Below are 16570 nucleotides of genomic sequence, written 5' to 3' on the forward strand. Positions count from 1 at the left end.
AAATAGGGCGTTTCGGCTTTTAGAAGTTAGTTTGACCGAACCGAATTCTGTACGGTTTTTCCCCCTTGTCTTCTTTCCTTCCTTGTCCCCTTGTCTTGTCTCCACCCTTAAATAAAAAACCTACACCTGTCAGCTCTCCCAACCCCCCTCGTTCCCCCCTGCGAGGAGGGATGACTAAGGATGCTTCGCTTTTTTTGCACGGGAGAGGGGAGTAAGAGAATCCGATCCCCCTTCTCCCCACGGTGGGAGAAGGGGTTAGGGGATGAGGGGGAAAATGTCGAGAAGTAGATAGACATCCCCCTCACCACAACACTTATTCAGCAATCCCTAACTAGGATTCGTCGCCAGTTTGAATCCCAGGGCTTTTTTCTTCATCGTCTGGAAAATATTGTAGAAGCCATTGGCACGAGAGGGGGTTAAGCTGACATTTAACCCGGTTTCTTGGATAAACTCTGGGGACACGTCCACAATGTCCTCTGGGGGGAGTCCATTCAATCCTTCAATTAGCAGCGCCACTAGCCCTTTGACTAACTGGGCATCTGAATCCCCTTGATACCATACCTTTCCGTCTTCTAGGTTGGCAGTGATGTAAACCTGGGAAACGCAGCCTTGGACTTTATTTTCCGGTGTTTTGTCTGCTTCTGGCATATCCTGAAGCTTCTTGGCATACCAGAGAAGCTGTTCATACCGTTGTTTAGGATTCGTCCGTCGCTTAAATCGCTGCACAATTTTGGCGAGGGAATCGGGTAGAGGGGTTGAGGTTGATGACATACCCAGTATTCAAGACCTACTGTTCACATTTATCCTAACAAGACTTATGCAATTCTACTCATGCAACCCAGAAAACAGAAGTCAATCCTTAGTCAGGGCGGGTTTAGTTATAGCAGTAGACACATCGATTAGGACTTTCGGCACCATTGTAGAGACGCGCCATGGCGCGTCTCTACATAAATGATGTGTCCTAACCGCTATGGCGGTTGCTATACATCTGGGTGAGGTCAAAAACGATAGTAGTGAAACCCGCCCTTACACACTTGGTTAGGGCGGGTTTTGCACAAACGTTATCATCAATAGCGACAAGAGATTCCCTAAACCCGCCCCTACGCACTCAACACTGTTGGCTAATCGAGTTTCCGTTATTCTAGATCACTTAACCACGAGTGGTATTCCAAAGCAAATTGTGGACAATCTCTACTGGCTGGATCAGATTCAACCGTCACAACGTTCCCTGGTGGGAGAGAAAGCCTTTGGCTTAAGTCAACTTGGGCAACAAGGGTATCCGGTTATTCGCGGCTTTGTGATTCCAGCGATCGCGTTTTGGCAAGTCATCGCTGATTTAAGTCAATCAGAACCCTTGTTAGCCGATTTACCGCAGTCCTCGTTGTACGTGAATGTTGATAATCCCCGTCAGTTGCAACAGGTTGCTCAACATATTCGCCAAGTGATTACCTCTGCCACTGTATCAGACGGTTGGCGATCGCAGATTCTGGATGCAGCCGCAACTCTAGACGCCCCCGCCCTGATTTTACAGCCATCTGTGTCATTTCCTGAGGTGCGATCGCGGACGCCGATGTCTACTCATCCGGTTAACCGCGAGGATTGGGCTGAGTTTGCGCCGATTCCAGAACTTTTAGCATCTCATTATTGCCGCAAACAGCCGGATGCTCTGATCCAGACTTTAAAGCAGGTGTGGGCAGAATTGTTTCGAGCCAAAAGCTTATTTTACTGGCAACGGGTTGGCATGGGACTAGATCAGATTAATTTAGCGGTTCTGGTACAACCGATCTATGACACTTTAGCCTCTGGCGTTCTCCAGGCGAAATCTGATTTCTGTCAGATCCAAGCAACCTGGGGACTAGGGATAGCGATTACTCAGGGTAAAGTCTTACCGGATACCTGTCAAATCGCGATTCCCACCGATCAACTTTTGCTAAGTCAACCAGGAAACAAAACCCTCGCCTATCGGCTGAACCCGGAACCGACAGGAAATGCCGTGCAAGCTTATCCCCTCAATCAAGGAGAACAGCAGCAGTCTGTTTTGGACGATAACGCTTGGCAACAGATTATGGCGTTATCCAGAAAACTGCAAACCCAATTCAATCCCCCCTTTTCTTTTGACTGGACTCTTTGTAAAATTCCCAACACGACAGAACCTCAGCTATACGTGACTCAATTTCGCCCTCAGTCTACTTCTTCTGCTGAATCATTCCCCTCCCAACCTCAGTCACTGCGAGGATTATCGGCGGCGTCTGGACAAGTAACAGCCGTGGCGCAAGTGATGATTGGGGAGGAGCAAAATTGGCAGGCTATCCCCCCAGATCGAATTTTAGTGACTCAAACGATTGCTCCCGATTGGCTACCTATATTAAGACAAGCCGCAGGGGTGGTGACGGAACAGGGGGGAATGACGTCTCATGCGGCAATTGTGGCGAGAGAATTGGGGATTCCAGCGGTGGTTAATGTCCCTGGGATTACTCAATTGGTACAAACGGGGGAGGTACTGTTGGTGGATGGCGATCGCGGCGAAATTCAACGTTTAGCCAGGGATGCTAAACAGCTTGGAGAAGCCGTAGATGTCGCTATTGAGAAGCAGGAAACCGTTGCCGATGCCCCATCACCGAGGCAGTATAACCGATTTCCGATCGCGACTCAATTGTTGGTGAATCTCAGCCAAACCCAGTCTCTGGAACGAATTCGGGATTTACCCATTGATGGGATTGGCTTATTGCGATCAGAATTGATGATTTTGGACGTATTGAATAATCAACCCCCCCAGGAATGGTTGCGACAGGGGCGCAAACAGGAGTTAATCACCCGGCTAGCCCAATTGATCATGCAGTTTGCAGCAGCGTTGATGCCACGACCTGTATTTTATCGTTCCCTGGATTGGGGTGAAGCGGAATTGATCCATGGGGATACGTCGAATGTGAATGGTTCAACCTTATCGGTGGTGAATGCGATGTTGGGGCGGCGGGGGACTTATCGTTATTTACATGATCCGACGAGTTTTGATTTGGAACTGGCGGCGTTACATCAACTTTATGCTCAGGGGTATAGTAATGTTCAGTTAATGTTGCCATTTGTGCGGACGGTTGAAGAGTTTGTCTTTTGTCGCCGTCGGGTGGAACAAGCGGGATTAATGGATAATCCTCATTTTCAACTTTGGATTATGGCAGAAGTGCCATCGATACTATTTTTACTGCCGGATTATGTGAAAGCGGGGGTGCAGGGAATCTCGATTGGTACGAATGATCTGACGCAATTGTTATTAGCTGCCGATCGCAATTTGGGGGAGTTAGGTTCAACGTTAGATGGACGCCATCCCGCCGTCATGGGAGCGATTAAGCAGTTGATCGATATGGCAAAGGGGGCGGGGATTCCTTGTGCAATATGTGGTCAAGCCCCAGCCCAATATCCGGAAGTAGTGGAATCCTTGGTGGAATGGGGGATTCAGTCTATTTCTGTGGATGTCAGTGATGTGGAAGCGACTTATCATGCGATCGCTCGCGCAGAACAACGGTTACTTTTAGAGGCTGCACGGCGCTCATTAGAAGGGTAAGGATTCAACTGGATAGGATATGAGATGGTTATTGTCCCGATTAACTGATCAACAGGTTAGGGAACCCATTCCCTCGGTTCACCCAGGTTGGTTGTTAGCCTGGGGGCAATTTGGCGCTGAACCCCCTGATTGTACGTTCTTGATTCCTAACCAGTTAGCGGTAACTCAGATTCAACCCGCTTTTAGTCCTCAAGGAGAGTATGGGGTGGTGGGGGATATTTGGTTAAGTAATTCTGCCAGATTATTGCAACAGGTGGGAATTGAACCTGGGGAGTGGCGGGGAACCGATCAAGCGTTGGTGGCGCTGCTGTGGGAACGCTGGGGACAAGATTGTTTAGAGTACCTGGAAGGGGTATTTGGACTAGCGATTTGGCATCAACCGAGTCAGAGGTTGTGGTTGGTGCGCGATCGCGTCGGCGGTCGGACGTTATATTATACGACTATGGGTTCCTCTTGCTGGATTGCGCCTCGGTTGAGAACCCTGCGCCCCCACCATTCAGCCGACTTGGATTTAGTGGCGTTGCGGGATTATTTATCTTGTGCTTTTGTCCCTGGAGAACGCACCCTTTGGCAACAGGTGCGGGAATTGCGCCCGGGTACAGTATTGCAGTTACCTGATGGACAACCCAACGATTACTGGCAACCGCAAGAGCAAATTACCCATCCTCAACAAAGTTTAGCATGGCACTCTCAGCAGTTGCGATCGCGCCTCGATCAAGTGGTTCAAGAGTACTTACCCATCAATGAACCGGTGGGGGTTTATTTATCGGGGGGATTAGATTCCAGTTGCATCACCGCACTCGCCGCTAAGTTTCATCAGCATCCGGTTCATACCTACTCGATTCATTTTGGCGCAGATTGTCCCAATGAATTAGAATTTTCCAATTTAGTTGCCCACCATTGCCACACGCAACACCATATCTTAGAAATTACCCCAGAACAGATGTGGCAGCAATTACCGATAACTATGGCACAGTTGGATGATCCGATTGGTGATCCGTTAACAGTTCCCAATTATTTGTTAGCGCAACTGGCGAAGGAAATGGTTAACGTTATTCTCAATGGCGAAGGGGGAGATCCCTGTTTTGGTGGACCGAAAAATCAGCCCATGTTACTCAAGCAGTTATATGGTTCTCCGGAAAATAATCCTAATTTAGTAGCGGCTTATTTGAACTCCTTTAAAAAATGCGCTCCAGATTTGCCGAGGTTGTTTCAACCTGAACTATGGGACGCGGTTAAATCTGTGCCATCTGTCTTTGAGGCGGATCTGTTTTCCTCGGCGCAGTATTTGAATCGGTTAATGGGACTGAATATTAAATTTAAAGGTGCGGATCATATTTTAACCAAGGTGAATAATCTGACTTGTTCCGCTGGATTAGACGGGCGTTCTCCTTTATTTGATCAGCGCATTGTACAAATGGCAATGGAGATTCCGCCGGAATATAAACTGGCAGGGAATCAGGAGAAAGCCGTTCTCAAGCAAGCGGTTGCGGATATCTTACCTAGGGAAATTATTCAGCGACCCAAAAGCGGGATGATGGTTCCAGTGCAGTTTTGGTTCCGCCATTATTGGCAACGACAAACCAAGGCATTGTTGTTGTCCAAAAAATCGGCAATATCGCCGTATTTGAATCAGTCATTAATTCGCGATTGGATTGAGTATCGTGGAGATACATGGAGACGATATGGGGTTAAACTTTGGTTGCTGGTGAGTTTAGAATATTGGCTTAATTAAATTGTCATTGTTCATTTTGAAAATTCAATTCAGTAAATGCTCTCTCGGCATCTTTGGCAGTCCAGCTAAACTTATTTGTAAATTCAATAGCTTGTTTCTTTGTCATCATTGTTTCAATTAATTAGCTTGAACGATAGTCAATTTTGGTATAGCAACCGCCATGGCTGTTAGGACACATCATTTATGTTCCAGACGCGCCATGGCGCGTCTCTACAATGGTGCCGAACGTCCTAATCGATGTGTCTATTGCTATAAAACTGTGTCAGACTTAAAAAGTATTTTTAATTTTGAGCCGATTACCCTATTTGTTTACTGTATCAACTTTAGGAAATGAAACGGATTAGCACGCTTGCCCTCTACTTAAGTATATGGGGATGGGGATATGGGGTGGCAATAGCTGCCGAACCCAGTCTGGGGAGTTCTTTTAAAGAGTGGTGTCTGAAGCGCGAGAGCTTGTCAGATGAACCAAGAAATACGGTCGAAGTACTACTGGAAGAAGCAGGTGCGAGTGATTGTGAACAAGCTGACGATTATTTGTCGAGTCGCACTGAGCTTGACCTTAGTTCTAACCAAATAACAGATGTTAGCCCTCTATCCGGATTTACCAATCTAAGTAAACTTTACCTCAGTTTTAACCAAATAACAGATGTCAGCCCTCTATTCGGACTTACCAATCTAAATTTGCTTAATCTTGAAGGCAATCCCATCGCACAGCCAACTTGCCCAGTCAGTCCCCCAGATGTTTGTCGATTTTGAGAGAAAGCCTATCCCTACAAATACCCCAACTGATCCGTAATGGAGTCCTACCTGATGTAAGTAGAATTTTGCGTAACTCCTGTATATTTTTTAACCAAAACTGTCGGATGCAACTAAATAAACATCACTACTACTACTCTCACTCTCAACATCTATAAATACTGAATCTCTCCCCCCTGTGCTAATTTGACTCCGGTTAATTCCTTGAGTCACTATCTGTAATAGCCGTTGCGGTGTAAATGATTCCAACTCGACAAAATTACCGGATTTTAACCAGGCAAATTCCTCACCTGATAAGTCTAGTCGTGCCACTAACCCTAATTGTTCCGCCTCTTCTGCTGACTGTGGGGAGGATTGAATAAAAAGATTGCGACTATTTAAGACATGACGGGGAAGTAATCCTAAATCATAAATGGTGACGGTACTATCAGCAAACCAATTGGAACTTGTTTGCAGGTTATGAATCAGGGTGATACCATGAGGACTGGCATTATGTAGGGCGTAAACCTTTAATTCGGGATTGCGTCTCAGCATGTCTAATACCGTTGAAAAAATGCCTTGGGGATACCCAGTAATACTTAGCACCGCACAGTTATTTTCAAAGTGAAAATTATTAGCAATCAGCAGTTGAGCAATGGTAGCACTATCGCAAACGACAACTCTGTCAAAACTATAAGCGGTGATATCCGGATTAATGGATGTGGGTAAACGTTCCTGATTCGGAGGAGGTAATAGTGGCTCAACTGTACCATTAATTTGTTGCCAACGTTCTAACCAAGTTTGGAATTGACTGGGTGTGACGGAAAAACTTTGGGACAATGTGCTTTGACGACGCAACTGGCGAATTCCTAAATAGAACGATAACATCCCGACAATAATAGTGATAGCGAATTTAAAAAAAATCAGCCAATCACTTCCACTACCCTCTATGGGAGAGAATAAAAGGGATAAAATTCCATAAGCGAGGAGAAATCCACCAATAACTTGTAAAAATCGGGCATTGCGATTACGGATTTTTCGAGGCGTACTGGCAGAATTACTTATTCTGTAACAGGCAAAAATCCATAGCGGAATCCCGATGTAAGGTATAATTAAACTCAAAATCAAGGCAAATATTTGCAGCGCCAGATTATTAATTTTGCGTTTAAGTCGCTTGTTGATGAGATAGTATAATTGTTTGGGAGTAAAGCATAGAGTCCCGTTTACTGAGAGATCCGAGATGGCTTTGGCAAAAAATGGATCAGTGATTTTGGTTTGACCCATAGTTGTGGGTTCAAATACAAAAAGATGTCCACAATTTTTACATCGCCCTTGATTAGTGGTGCGGTCTTTGAGGTTATTATCAGTTTTACATTGAATACATTTCATGATTAGGCAATTTTCATCTTTAATAATTTCTGTAATTGGCTAAAAAATCAACTCACATACTCTCCATTCCTCTCCATTCCTCTGCGTACCTCTGCGTCAACCTCTGCGTCCCTCTGCGTTAAAAAAACATAATTTTGAGGTTTACTAAGGCGCACATTAGGTAAAGGGCGCACGTCAGTGCGCCCCTACGCACCTGGGAAATTAAGCAAATAACTGATTATTTAATAAAATACTATAATCTTCCCGTTTTCTAATCAACCGGTGAGTCCCCTGTTCGACTAACACTTCAGCCGGACGCGGACGATGTAAGAAATGGGACGACATGGCGTATCCGTAAGCACCGCTGTCGAGAATCGCGATAACATCTCCAATCTTTAACGCCGGGAGTTGACAATTGCGTCCCAAGTAATCCCGTGAATAGGTGGTATTTCCACAGACATCGGTGGGATACTGTTCACCCTGGTTATCGGTAAAACTGACAATTTTTCGATAGCCACCATGTACCGAAGGAACGGATAAATTCGCCACGGTGGTATCAACGCCGACGATTTGTTTGCCGTTTTGCCACTTAACAGAAACGACTTTTGCCAACAAGGACGCACATCCTGCGATCGCGGCACGTCCAGGTTCTATAATTAAGTCTATAGGTCTGCCGATTGTCTCAAGTTTCTGAGTTATCGCCTGACCAAATCCTTGCCAATCAAAGGTGACGCCATTCCCCTGATAAGGATAGCCAAATCCACCGCCAAAGTCTAAATAGTCCCAATCCGGTAATTGTTGACCAATCTCGCATAAGGAATCAATCACTTGGGTAAAGGCTTTGGTAGCATTGGTTCCGGTTCCACGATAAAAATGGATACCCTTGAGTTTTAATCCGGCTGATTGCGTAATTTTCAGCGCTTCGGGGAATTCTTCGGGTCTAACTCCAATGCGGCTATCCCCAGTTAATTCGGGTACATTTAACCGTAATCCTAAGTTTAATCGGGGTAATTTTGGGGTTAAGGACTGATAGACTTGACAGCATAAATCCAATTGGGAAATACTATCTAAATTTAAGGTGGTAATTCCCCAGTGGAGAACTTGCTCCATTTCTGGATAATTTAAATTACTGCCACTGTAAACAATCTTATCCGGGGCAAATCCCGCCTTTAAGCCTAAATAGATATCTCCGGGGGTGTTTGCATGGAGTCCCCACCCCTCTTGCTGGAAGATTTGCAGCAACGCAATATTACCATTCGTCACACTCGCAAACTGGAACCGAGTGCGCGGATAGGGGACAGCGTAAGAGATATAACGAATTGTATCCCGTATGCGATCGCCTTGATACACGTAGAGGGGTGAACCGTAGATATTCAGTAATTCTTGGTCATGATTCATGAGTCATGGGTCATTTGTTATTATTTATTTGTCATTGGTAATGTCGGCGCTTGTAGGGGCGACCCGCCTGCATTAATGAATAACTCTTTTCCTATCAATTTTGTCGGGTCGCCCTTGGTTCTGATGTGAGGGTGCAAGGATGGTGCCCCTCACCCCCAGCCCCTCTCCCACCCTGGGGAGAGGGGAGCAAGAGAGTCCGGGTTCTCCTTCTCCCATGAAACAAAAGCTCTCGCATCCTCTATTCTTCCCCGTGCAAAAAAAGCGAAGCATTCCTACATTTAGGTGTACCATTAGCACTGAGAAACCACTATAGTTCACAAACCGAATAATTTTGTAATCAACGGTTGCAACTTATTCCACGCTTCAAACAACGTCGCCGCCGTCGGTAATCCGACAATAATTCCTTTTAACATCGTCGTGGCTCGTTTCGCCATTTTCTGATTCCCCTTTTCCTGGGGATTTTTCCCCGCGTCGGCTAACATTTTTACCTGTTCTAACGCCTCCGCTTTATCGTCTTCATCTAAATTGGATTCCGCTTCAATCGCGGCTTGCAATTGTGCCAAAAGTTCTTTGATTCCCGGTTTATCCGGTTCGGGAGACTCCGGTAATTCATTGATGGCAACACTAACAGTACCGCTAATTTCACCAATGGCTGAACCTGTTATGCTTTCCCCTGCACCTGCAAGTCCACTGATTTTACTGCCATCTCCACTGGTTATGCTGATATTCCCTTTACTTTCAGACATCGTATCTCCTTGACTATAATAAGTTTGGGCTGAAATACTCGGACGCTTAATTGCTGCTTCCACTAAACTTGTCAGCATTTTAACTTGTCCATCTTTTTCCGCTAACAGTTGTTGTAGCGCCGCCGGGGACAAGGCTTGCAAATCATTATAAGTCGTGAAATAGTCGTGATGCAGTTCAGAACGGTTTGCCTGAGGTGACGTTTCCGCACGAATTAACACTTTATCGCGATGCTTTCCCCGTTTTTCAATGGATACAATATCTAGTTCAGCGTCAGGATGGGTTTCTTTAAGCTGTTGGAACGCCATGGCAATTAAACGGGGATCATCCACTTTGTTGTGATAGAGGTCAAGAGTTTGTACCATGGGCGCGATGAAGTCGGCAAATTCGCCATCTTCAAAGGTTTTATTCCAATCGTCTGGTTTGCGGCGGGGATTGGGGTCAAGGTTATCGGCTAGGCGCATGAAGACATAATCACATTGAATACCATTAAGTTGGGTTTCTGGAGTGATACCCCAATCTTCAATACAAGCACCTGTTAATGTAGCTCCGGTTAAATCCGTGTAGTCGAGTTGGGTTTGGACGAGTTTGGCTCTGGATAAATCAGTATCTTGTAAGTTGGCTTCGCTTAAATCAGCGCCGATAAAACTAGCATCGGCTAGGTTAGCGCCTTGTAAGTTAACACCGCGCAGATTTTTGCGGTCAAAGGTTTGAGCTTGTCCCTGGCGGGTAATTAATAGTTGTCGCACCTGAGCATCTTTAATATAGGTCATGCCAGGGCGAACGCGATCGAGTTTTTGGGTTTGATAAAAGCAAGTACGGGTAAGAATAGCCTGCCTCAAGTCGGTACTTTTGAGTGTTGCAGATGTAAAGTTTGCATCCGTTAAGTCAGCATGGCGAAAGTTTGTCCCACCTGTAGCAGCAAAGGCAATCGCCACTCCCCGAATCCAAGCCTCTCTTTCATCCCCCTTAATGGCTCGCCAACTAATGTAGGCACTGAGAAGTGTTCCACCGACAGCTATAGCACAAGCTACAGCGAAACTGACAGCGAAAGCTCTCGCAAAAGCTCCCGCAAAAGCAAAAGCAACAACTCCCGCAAAAGCTCCCGCAAAAGCACAAATCAAAGCACAAGCTACAGCGAAACTGGTAGAAAAAATTCCAGCTACAGTTCCAGTTACAGCGAATGCTAAAGCTACAGTGAAAGCTCCAGCTACAGTTCCAGTTACAGCTCCAGCCACAGTTCCAGCTATAGTTCCAGCTATGGCTGTATCTACAACAAAAGCCAAAGCAACAACAAAAGCAAAACTGACAACTCCAGCTACAGCTAAAGCAAAAGCTAAAGCGACAGAACCAGCGACAAAACCCTTGCGGATAGCGATAATAAAGAAGACTGCTAGCATTATCAAAGCCACCGAGCCACCAATAACATTGTTTATACTACTGCTATCAACAATGAATGCGACTAAACCACTTGCTAGTCCTGAAAGAGTTCCTGATAGTCCTGCAAGTATCCATGAACTAATAACCAAAACTGCTACCCAACGCTTTTGTAGTCCCGCCTTAGCGCCGCTAAAGTTCGCCCCCGTCAACTTAGCCTTAGTAAAATTTGCCCCTCGGATATCCGCCTCACTAAAATCTGCCCCAGAGAGGTTTTTTCCTTTAAACGATTGACCTCTCAAGTTTTCGCCACTGAAATCGCGTCTCCCAGCAGCGTATCGCTTCAAAACTTCACTGGCTTTCATTTTTCAGGGAATAGGGAACGGGGAACAGGGAATCAGGGGTGAAAGCAATGTATACTGTTCGTGGTCACAACCTGAGCTTTTTTCATACTGAATGAAACAAAGTGCAGCGAAGCATCTGGTGAGATTCTTCACTCCGCTTCAGTTCCTTCGCTTCGCTCAGGACTCAGAATGACATACTCTGACTGGAATGTCACTGATTTAAGGTTGGTGGGTTGAGCGAAGTCGAAACCCACCCTACAGCATATCCAAGGTTTTGGCGATTTCCTCATGCTTAATTCAGTGCTATTCGACTCTGACTGTGTGAGGTATAAATACGTGCCATAGCGCGTCTAAAGCAATGGTGTAGGGGGGGTTTTACCGATAACATTTTAGACACAACCCATAACTTAACTCAACCCGCCCTTATCGGAAAACAGTGTCCTTTATCCTACTACTGGCGTAGCTAACCTAATTAGGTAGATTATCATTGTACTTTATAGCTTGATCAAGATCTATGAATTATTTAGGATCATCAACCCTAACTGATCAAATTCCTATTGCCCATGGTCTAATGATTTCCGGTGAATCCCTAAAAAAATTATGTCAACACTGGCAGATTGTAGAGCTTTCTCTCTTTGGCTCAATCTTAAGGGAAGACTTTAATGCCGATAGCGACATTGATGTATTAGTGGAATTCGCAGCAGCAGCTAGAATTACATTTTTTGATCTCGATGTTATTGAGCAACAACTGAGCCAACTGTTTAACCGCCCCGTTGATGTCGTCACCAAGCCCGCCATTCAACAAAGTCATAACCCAATACGTCGCCAGAATATTTTGGCAAACTCGAAAGTGATTTATGAACAGAGATAGAGAGGTTTTGCTGGACTTGATTCGAGCCAGCCGCTTAATTTTGGAATTCTGCGAAACCTTAGATTATCAAACCTTTGCCCAAGACCTAAAAACTCAATCATCTGTCCTCTATCAAATTATCATTATTGGCGAAGCGGTGAACCGTCTATCTCCAGCATTCACTCAGGCTCATCCAGAAATTCCGATTAATGCCATTCGAGGAATGCGTAACCGAGTTGTCCATGAGTACAAAGAAGTTGATCTTAAAATTCTGTGGGAAGTCATTCAAACCAACATTCCCCAACTCCTCCAACAAATGCAAACCAGCATCACCGAAATGACAGAGTAGTCGCAATCTGTTGTACTATTTTTTAGTACCTTAAATAGAATGGCACTGACTTAAGACTGGTGGGCAATGCCTGACTTAAGACTGACCGTGTGAGGTATAAATACGTGCCATGGCGCGTCTAAAGCCATGGTGTAGGGGCGGGTTTTACCGATAACATTTTAGACACAACCGATAACTTAACTAAACCCGCCCTTCTAAGGGAACAGGTAATAGGCAATTCATCATTCATCCCGCCATTTCCAATACCATCGCCAAAACCGAGACGGTAACCAAAAGGGATGTAACCCAGAATACCCAGGTACCGTTTCATTTAACACCCTCCTACGCCAAACTTGCCACATCAACAATAACCAGAGAATTTCCCCAATTCGTCGCCCTCGCAAATAGGCGCTAAATTCCCCTTTAATCAGTTGCAGGGGTAATTGCGGTTGCCATCGTCCTTCAGCTGCTAAAATACCCGAATTTAACCAATATCCTACCTCAGACCATAATTCATTGAAACACCACGCCGTTAACGGCACCCCCATCCCCCGTTTTCCCCGCCACACCACCTCTGGCGGTAACCAAGATTCCACCGCACGTTTGAGGATATATTTTTCACAAGCACCTCGCAGGTAGAACTCCCCCGGTATCTGAAATGTCCACTCTGATAACGGAATGTCACAAAAGGGCGATCGCACCCACAATCCATGAGAGAATGCTAAGTTAGTCGCCCGTGGGTGGATATTTTGGGCGCCTTTTAACATTAACGTCGCCCGACGTAATCGGTCTAAGAGTGTAGTGGTAAACTTAGCGTCTAAAGCTTCTGCTAACCATTGTTCCGGTTGCACTGATAACGCCTGGTTTATCTGATCCTGAAAAACTTGCTCCTCATATCCCCAGAGGCGATGAAACGTTCGCAAATACTGTTGGGTAAACTCTGTATTTCCGCCGGGATGTTCTTGATTATAAACACCAGCCGCAATAATTGGTTTATTCGTCCATCCAGCAAAAAGTTGGTCGCCCCCTTCCCCATTAAAAATAACCTCTGTCTCTTGACTGGCGGCTTGACACAACAGATATAAAGGAACCGTTACCCCATCCCCAAAGGGTAAATCTAACGCCGTGGCTGTCGCTTGAATCGCTTGCTTAATCCGGCGAGGTGTCGCATCAACTTTAACCAGGGGAATATTCAGATAGTCAGCAACCTGTTCCGCATAGGGCAATTCCGAGACACCCGCTAACCCAAAATCTAAACTGTAGGCTTTAACCTTGACTCCCGCTTGCACTAATAATGCCGCTATTGTAGATGAATCTAACCCGCCAGACAGAAAAACGCCAACAGGTTCACGGGGTAAGTTTTCCAGTTGTCGATGAACGGCATTTTTTAACCGGATTTGCAGTTGGGAGATGGCTTCATCTTCATCATGAATTAACACAGAGGCGGATTGCCATTGATAATAACGCTGGGTGGTATGAGTGAAGTCATGTTGAGATGAAATTTGCCAATTTTCCAGCGTTCCGGCGGCTACGGAAAATATATTGGCTACTGGAGTCAATGGTGTGGGAACATAAGAAAAACAACTATATCCATACAACCCATGATTATTCACCTCTGGTGTTTTAAGCAGCGGTAATAATAGCTGCAACCTAGACGCAAACCAGATAACCTTTCCCTGTTTTGTCCAATAGAGAGGAACCCGTCCAAAGGGTTCGCGTCCTAAAATTAAGTGATTATTTTCTACCTTAACCCAAGCATCGGCTGAGTCGTTAAAACCAGAGGCGGATAACGCGGCGATGATACCGTCTTTATTAGTGAAGGAAGAAGGAGGATTACTGCCAATATAACCAACCTGCCCATTTAAAGCATATTTTTCAGGCAGTTTATTGATGATTTTTTTTGATTTATTCGATGTTTCCAAACCTGTCGCGACGACGAGAAGTTTGGTTAACGTCGCTTCGAGTTGATCGGGTAAATTTATACCCCAATAGCCGATAAATTGATAGGGATTACTCACAATAATCGAATCTTGAATTAATTTAAGTCAAATGGCGCTGAAATACGCATTTTAATATACCGTAGTTGTATGGCACACCGAAGCAAGATGAATTAGCATTCCATCCAGAAACTGTAGGGGCGCACTGACGTGCGCCCGATTCAATGGTCACATCTATACCCAATCTACCGTTCAAATTACTGGTCTACCCGTGAGGTTTATGGCGAAGACAACACAACTACGAACGCTATAGTAGGGTTGGATATAAAAACCCCAATAGGATTATAGGCTAAAGCCCTTACTACGAACCCAATCTAATTCATTAATTGAGGTGTGCTAAGCTGTCATGCATTTAAATTGGGTATTAGTAGCGAGCAAGATGCAAAGCCTGCGGCATGGCTTCGCTTAACGCACTACAAGGATTACGCCATTATTGACATTAAGGTTTAAATGCCGAACAGCTTACAAGGATTTCACCATAATTGACATTAAGGTTTAAATGCCGAACAGCTTACGCCAGTTGTTCAGTTAAAATAGGGAAATAGATTTTATTAATAACTCTCGTTAGAAAATGACTCAATTACCCCGCCAAACTGACCCCCCACTTCCCCCGTGGCAAACCCTGCCAACGATGTATGATTTACCCAGTGAAAATCCGGAGGAACCTGGTTTGCCTGATGAGTTCCATTTTTTGCAACCGTTGTTACTGTATTTGACGTTTTCCCCGACTAATTGGTATCCAGAACGAGTGTTTAGTGCTTGTGATTTGAATCTCTATTATGACCCGACTCATCCCAACTGGTATAAACGTCCTGATTGGTTCGGAGTTGTCGGTGTACCAAGGCTTTATCAGGAACGCGATATGCGTTTGAGTTATGTGTGTTGGCAAGAACGGGTGAAGCCGTTTATCGTGGTGGAGTTATTATCTCCAGGTACGGAAGATGAAGATTTGGGTCAAAGGGAAAGCGAATTAAGACACCCGCCGACAAAGTGGCGAGTTTATGAAGAGATTCTGCGGATTCCTTACTATGTTATTTTTAGTCGCTATACTAATGAATGGCAAGCCTTTCATCTAGTTGGTGGTCATTACGAATCCGTAGACTTGACTCAAGGCTGTTTACCGATACCGGAGTTGGGATTAAGTTTAGGCGTATGGCAAGGTGATTTTCGCGGGTTTAACCGACTGTGGCTACGGTGGATGACACTGGAGGGAACTTGGATTTCTTTACCCACGGAAGAAACAGAAATAGCCAGACAAGAAAGTGAAGTCGCCAGACAAGAAGCTGAAATAGCCAGACAAGAAAGTGAAGCCGCCAGACAAGAAAGTGAAGCTGCCAGACAAGAAACGGAAATAGCCAGACAGGAAGCTGAAGCGGCTAAACGACGGATTCAAGAATTAGCCGCACGATTACGAGAGTTAGGTATTGAGCCCGATGATTTGGGAAATAGGGAATAGGTATGATTATTTAACTGTAAACGATGATTGGTCGAGTGCGCGATCGCCTAATCTCATCCGCACTTGCCAATCCCCCAGGGTTGCAGTAGAACCCAAGCTATGACGACAATAGGTAGACCAAACCTCTCGGTCAATTTTACTGGTTTGATAGCGATTCTGATGCACGATTTGACCATTGGGGTTAATCCAATCACACTGTAAGGAAAGCTTTTGTCCCACAGGTGCGTCTTGTAAGGTAACCCGGTAGACTATCTCTTGGCGATTAAAGTCAGATATCGGTTCACAGGTTTGGGGATTTGAGGTTATGCAACTTCCAGAAGCAGACACTGCCGCGATCGCACGTTGGCGATTTACAATGAATACCGTAGAAGCCGCGATCGCACCCACTATCGCCACCCCTACTCCTATCCCAATCCAGCGATTCCGTTTTTGTTGAACGGCTAACGCTTGACGACGACGTAGCTGGATTAGCGCTTCATCCAGCAACTCTGGTGGTAGATTCAATTCCTGCAAAATCTGCTGAACTTGTTGGCGGTCAATTTCAGCCTCGTGGCGTCTGGCTAATTGATCCACCTCAGCAACGAGTTGCGTTAACTGATCTTGAGTAAGTCGTTCATCAGTCACAATTGATTACTTCTAAACCAGAAGCTTGAGACTATCTACTTTCTCTTTAACATAA

12 protein-coding genes are annotated in these 16570 nt (G+C 45.3%); 6 read left to right on the forward strand and 6 right to left on the reverse strand.

Going from position 1 to position 16570, the window contains the following annotated elements; all coding sequences use genetic code 11:
• Positions 1-327 precede the first annotated feature (327 nt).
• Positions 328-771, reverse strand: a complete 444-nt coding sequence (locus RH949_RS29425; protein ID WP_006104027.1) for a SufE family protein — start codon at positions 769-771, stop codon at positions 328-330.
• A gap of 346 nt (positions 772-1117) precedes the next feature.
• On the opposite strand from RH949_RS29425, the gene RH949_RS29430 reads away from it, so the two are divergent.
• The 3 genes from RH949_RS29430 (at position 1118) to RH949_RS29440 (ending at position 6050) form a co-directional block, all read left to right on the forward strand.
• Positions 1118-3559, forward strand: a complete 2442-nt coding sequence (locus RH949_RS29430) for a putative PEP-binding protein (protein ID WP_446358186.1) — start codon at positions 1118-1120, stop codon at positions 3557-3559.
• A 19-nt stretch (positions 3560-3578) separates the two neighbouring features.
• A complete protein-coding gene (locus RH949_RS29435; protein WP_446358188.1) occupies positions 3579-5294 on the forward strand; it encodes an asparagine synthetase B family protein in 1716 nt (571 codons plus the stop codon).
• Between the two features lie 330 nt (positions 5295-5624).
• Complete coding sequence (locus tag RH949_RS29440; protein ID WP_446358190.1) at positions 5625-6050, forward strand: leucine-rich repeat domain-containing protein; 426 nt, start codon at positions 5625-5627, stop codon at positions 6048-6050.
• 90 nt (positions 6051-6140) lie between these two features.
• Here RH949_RS29440 and RH949_RS29445 read toward each other — a convergent pair whose 3' ends face one another.
• The 3 genes from RH949_RS29445 to RH949_RS29455 all read right to left on the reverse strand — a co-directional run bounded on the left by RH949_RS29445 (position 6141) and on the right by RH949_RS29455 (position 11281).
• Complete coding sequence (locus RH949_RS29445) at positions 6141-7418, reverse strand: MFS transporter permease (protein WP_446358192.1); 1278 nt, start codon at positions 7416-7418, stop codon at positions 6141-6143.
• A gap of 201 nt (positions 7419-7619) precedes the next feature.
• Positions 7620-8795, reverse strand: a complete 1176-nt coding sequence (locus RH949_RS29450; protein WP_446358194.1) for a diaminopimelate decarboxylase family protein — start codon at positions 8793-8795, stop codon at positions 7620-7622.
• Positions 8796-9109: 314 nt separating this feature from the next.
• The gene (locus tag RH949_RS29455) at positions 9110-11281 is read right to left on the reverse strand and encodes a pentapeptide repeat-containing protein (RefSeq protein WP_446358196.1); all 2172 of its coding nucleotides are present in this window, start codon (positions 11279-11281) and stop codon (positions 9110-9112) included.
• A gap of 493 nt (positions 11282-11774) precedes the next feature.
• On the opposite strand from RH949_RS29455, the gene RH949_RS29460 reads away from it, so the two are divergent.
• Together RH949_RS29460 and RH949_RS29465 are read left to right on the forward strand one after the other, a co-directional pair.
• Positions 11775-12131 carry a nucleotidyltransferase family protein gene (locus RH949_RS29460; RefSeq protein WP_446358198.1) on the forward strand — a complete coding sequence of 119 codons (357 nt, stop codon included), beginning with the start codon at positions 11775-11777 and terminating at the stop codon, positions 12129-12131.
• Positions 12118-12459 carry a HepT-like ribonuclease domain-containing protein gene (locus tag RH949_RS29465; protein ID WP_006104058.1) on the forward strand — a complete coding sequence of 114 codons (342 nt, stop codon included), beginning with the start codon at positions 12118-12120 and terminating at the stop codon, positions 12457-12459. The genes RH949_RS29460 and RH949_RS29465 overlap by 14 nt, the downstream gene beginning before the upstream one ends.
• A 221-nt stretch (positions 12460-12680) precedes the next feature.
• Here the strand turns inward: RH949_RS29465 and RH949_RS29470 are convergent, their stop codons facing one another.
• On the reverse strand, positions 12681-14456 hold the full coding sequence (locus RH949_RS29470; protein WP_446358201.1) for an asparagine synthetase B family protein: 1776 nt from the start codon (positions 14454-14456) through the stop codon (positions 12681-12683).
• A gap of 550 nt (positions 14457-15006) precedes the next feature.
• On the opposite strand from RH949_RS29470, the gene RH949_RS29475 reads away from it, so the two are divergent.
• Positions 15007-15891 carry a Uma2 family endonuclease gene (locus RH949_RS29475; protein ID WP_446358203.1) on the forward strand — a complete coding sequence of 295 codons (885 nt, stop codon included), beginning with the start codon at positions 15007-15009 and terminating at the stop codon, positions 15889-15891.
• A gap of 6 nt (positions 15892-15897) precedes the next feature.
• Here the strand turns inward: RH949_RS29475 and RH949_RS29480 are convergent, their stop codons facing one another.
• Positions 15898-16515, reverse strand: coding sequence for a DUF3859 domain-containing protein (locus RH949_RS29480; protein WP_446358205.1), 618 nt, complete (start codon positions 16513-16515; stop codon positions 15898-15900).
• Positions 16516-16570 lie beyond the last annotated feature (55 nt).

The sequence above is a fragment of the Coleofasciculus sp. A1-SPW-01 genome, from assembly GCF_040217205.1.
In the GTDB taxonomy this organism is placed as follows: Bacteria; Cyanobacteriota; Cyanobacteriia; order Cyanobacteriales; family Coleofasciculaceae; genus Coleofasciculus; species Coleofasciculus chthonoplastes_A.

Bases quoted from the DNA above. Each gene is read 5' to 3' on its own strand.
- RH949_RS29425 (WP_006104027.1), bottom strand. From the start codon at position 771: ATGTCATCAACCTCAACCCCTCTACCCGATTCCCTCGCCAAAATTGTG.
- RH949_RS29435 (WP_446358188.1), top strand. From the start codon at position 3,579: ATGAGATGGTTATTGTCCCGATTAACTGATCAACAGGTTAGGGAACCC.
- RH949_RS29440 (WP_446358190.1), top strand. From the start codon at position 5,625: ATGAAACGGATTAGCACGCTTGCCCTCTACTTAAGTATATGGGGATGG.
- RH949_RS29445 (WP_446358192.1), bottom strand. From the start codon at position 7,418: ATGAAATGTATTCAATGTAAAACTGATAATAACCTCAAAGACCGCACC.
- RH949_RS29450 (WP_446358194.1), bottom strand. From the start codon at position 8,795: ATGAATCATGACCAAGAATTACTGAATATCTACGGTTCACCCCTCTAC.
- RH949_RS29455 (WP_446358196.1), bottom strand. From the start codon at position 11,281: ATGAAAGCCAGTGAAGTTTTGAAGCGATACGCTGCTGGGAGACGCGAT.
- RH949_RS29460 (WP_446358198.1), top strand. From the start codon at position 11,775: ATGAATTATTTAGGATCATCAACCCTAACTGATCAAATTCCTATTGCC.
- RH949_RS29465 (WP_006104058.1), top strand. From the start codon at position 12,118: ATGAACAGAGATAGAGAGGTTTTGCTGGACTTGATTCGAGCCAGCCGC.
- RH949_RS29475 (WP_446358203.1), top strand. From the start codon at position 15,007: ATGACTCAATTACCCCGCCAAACTGACCCCCCACTTCCCCCGTGGCAA.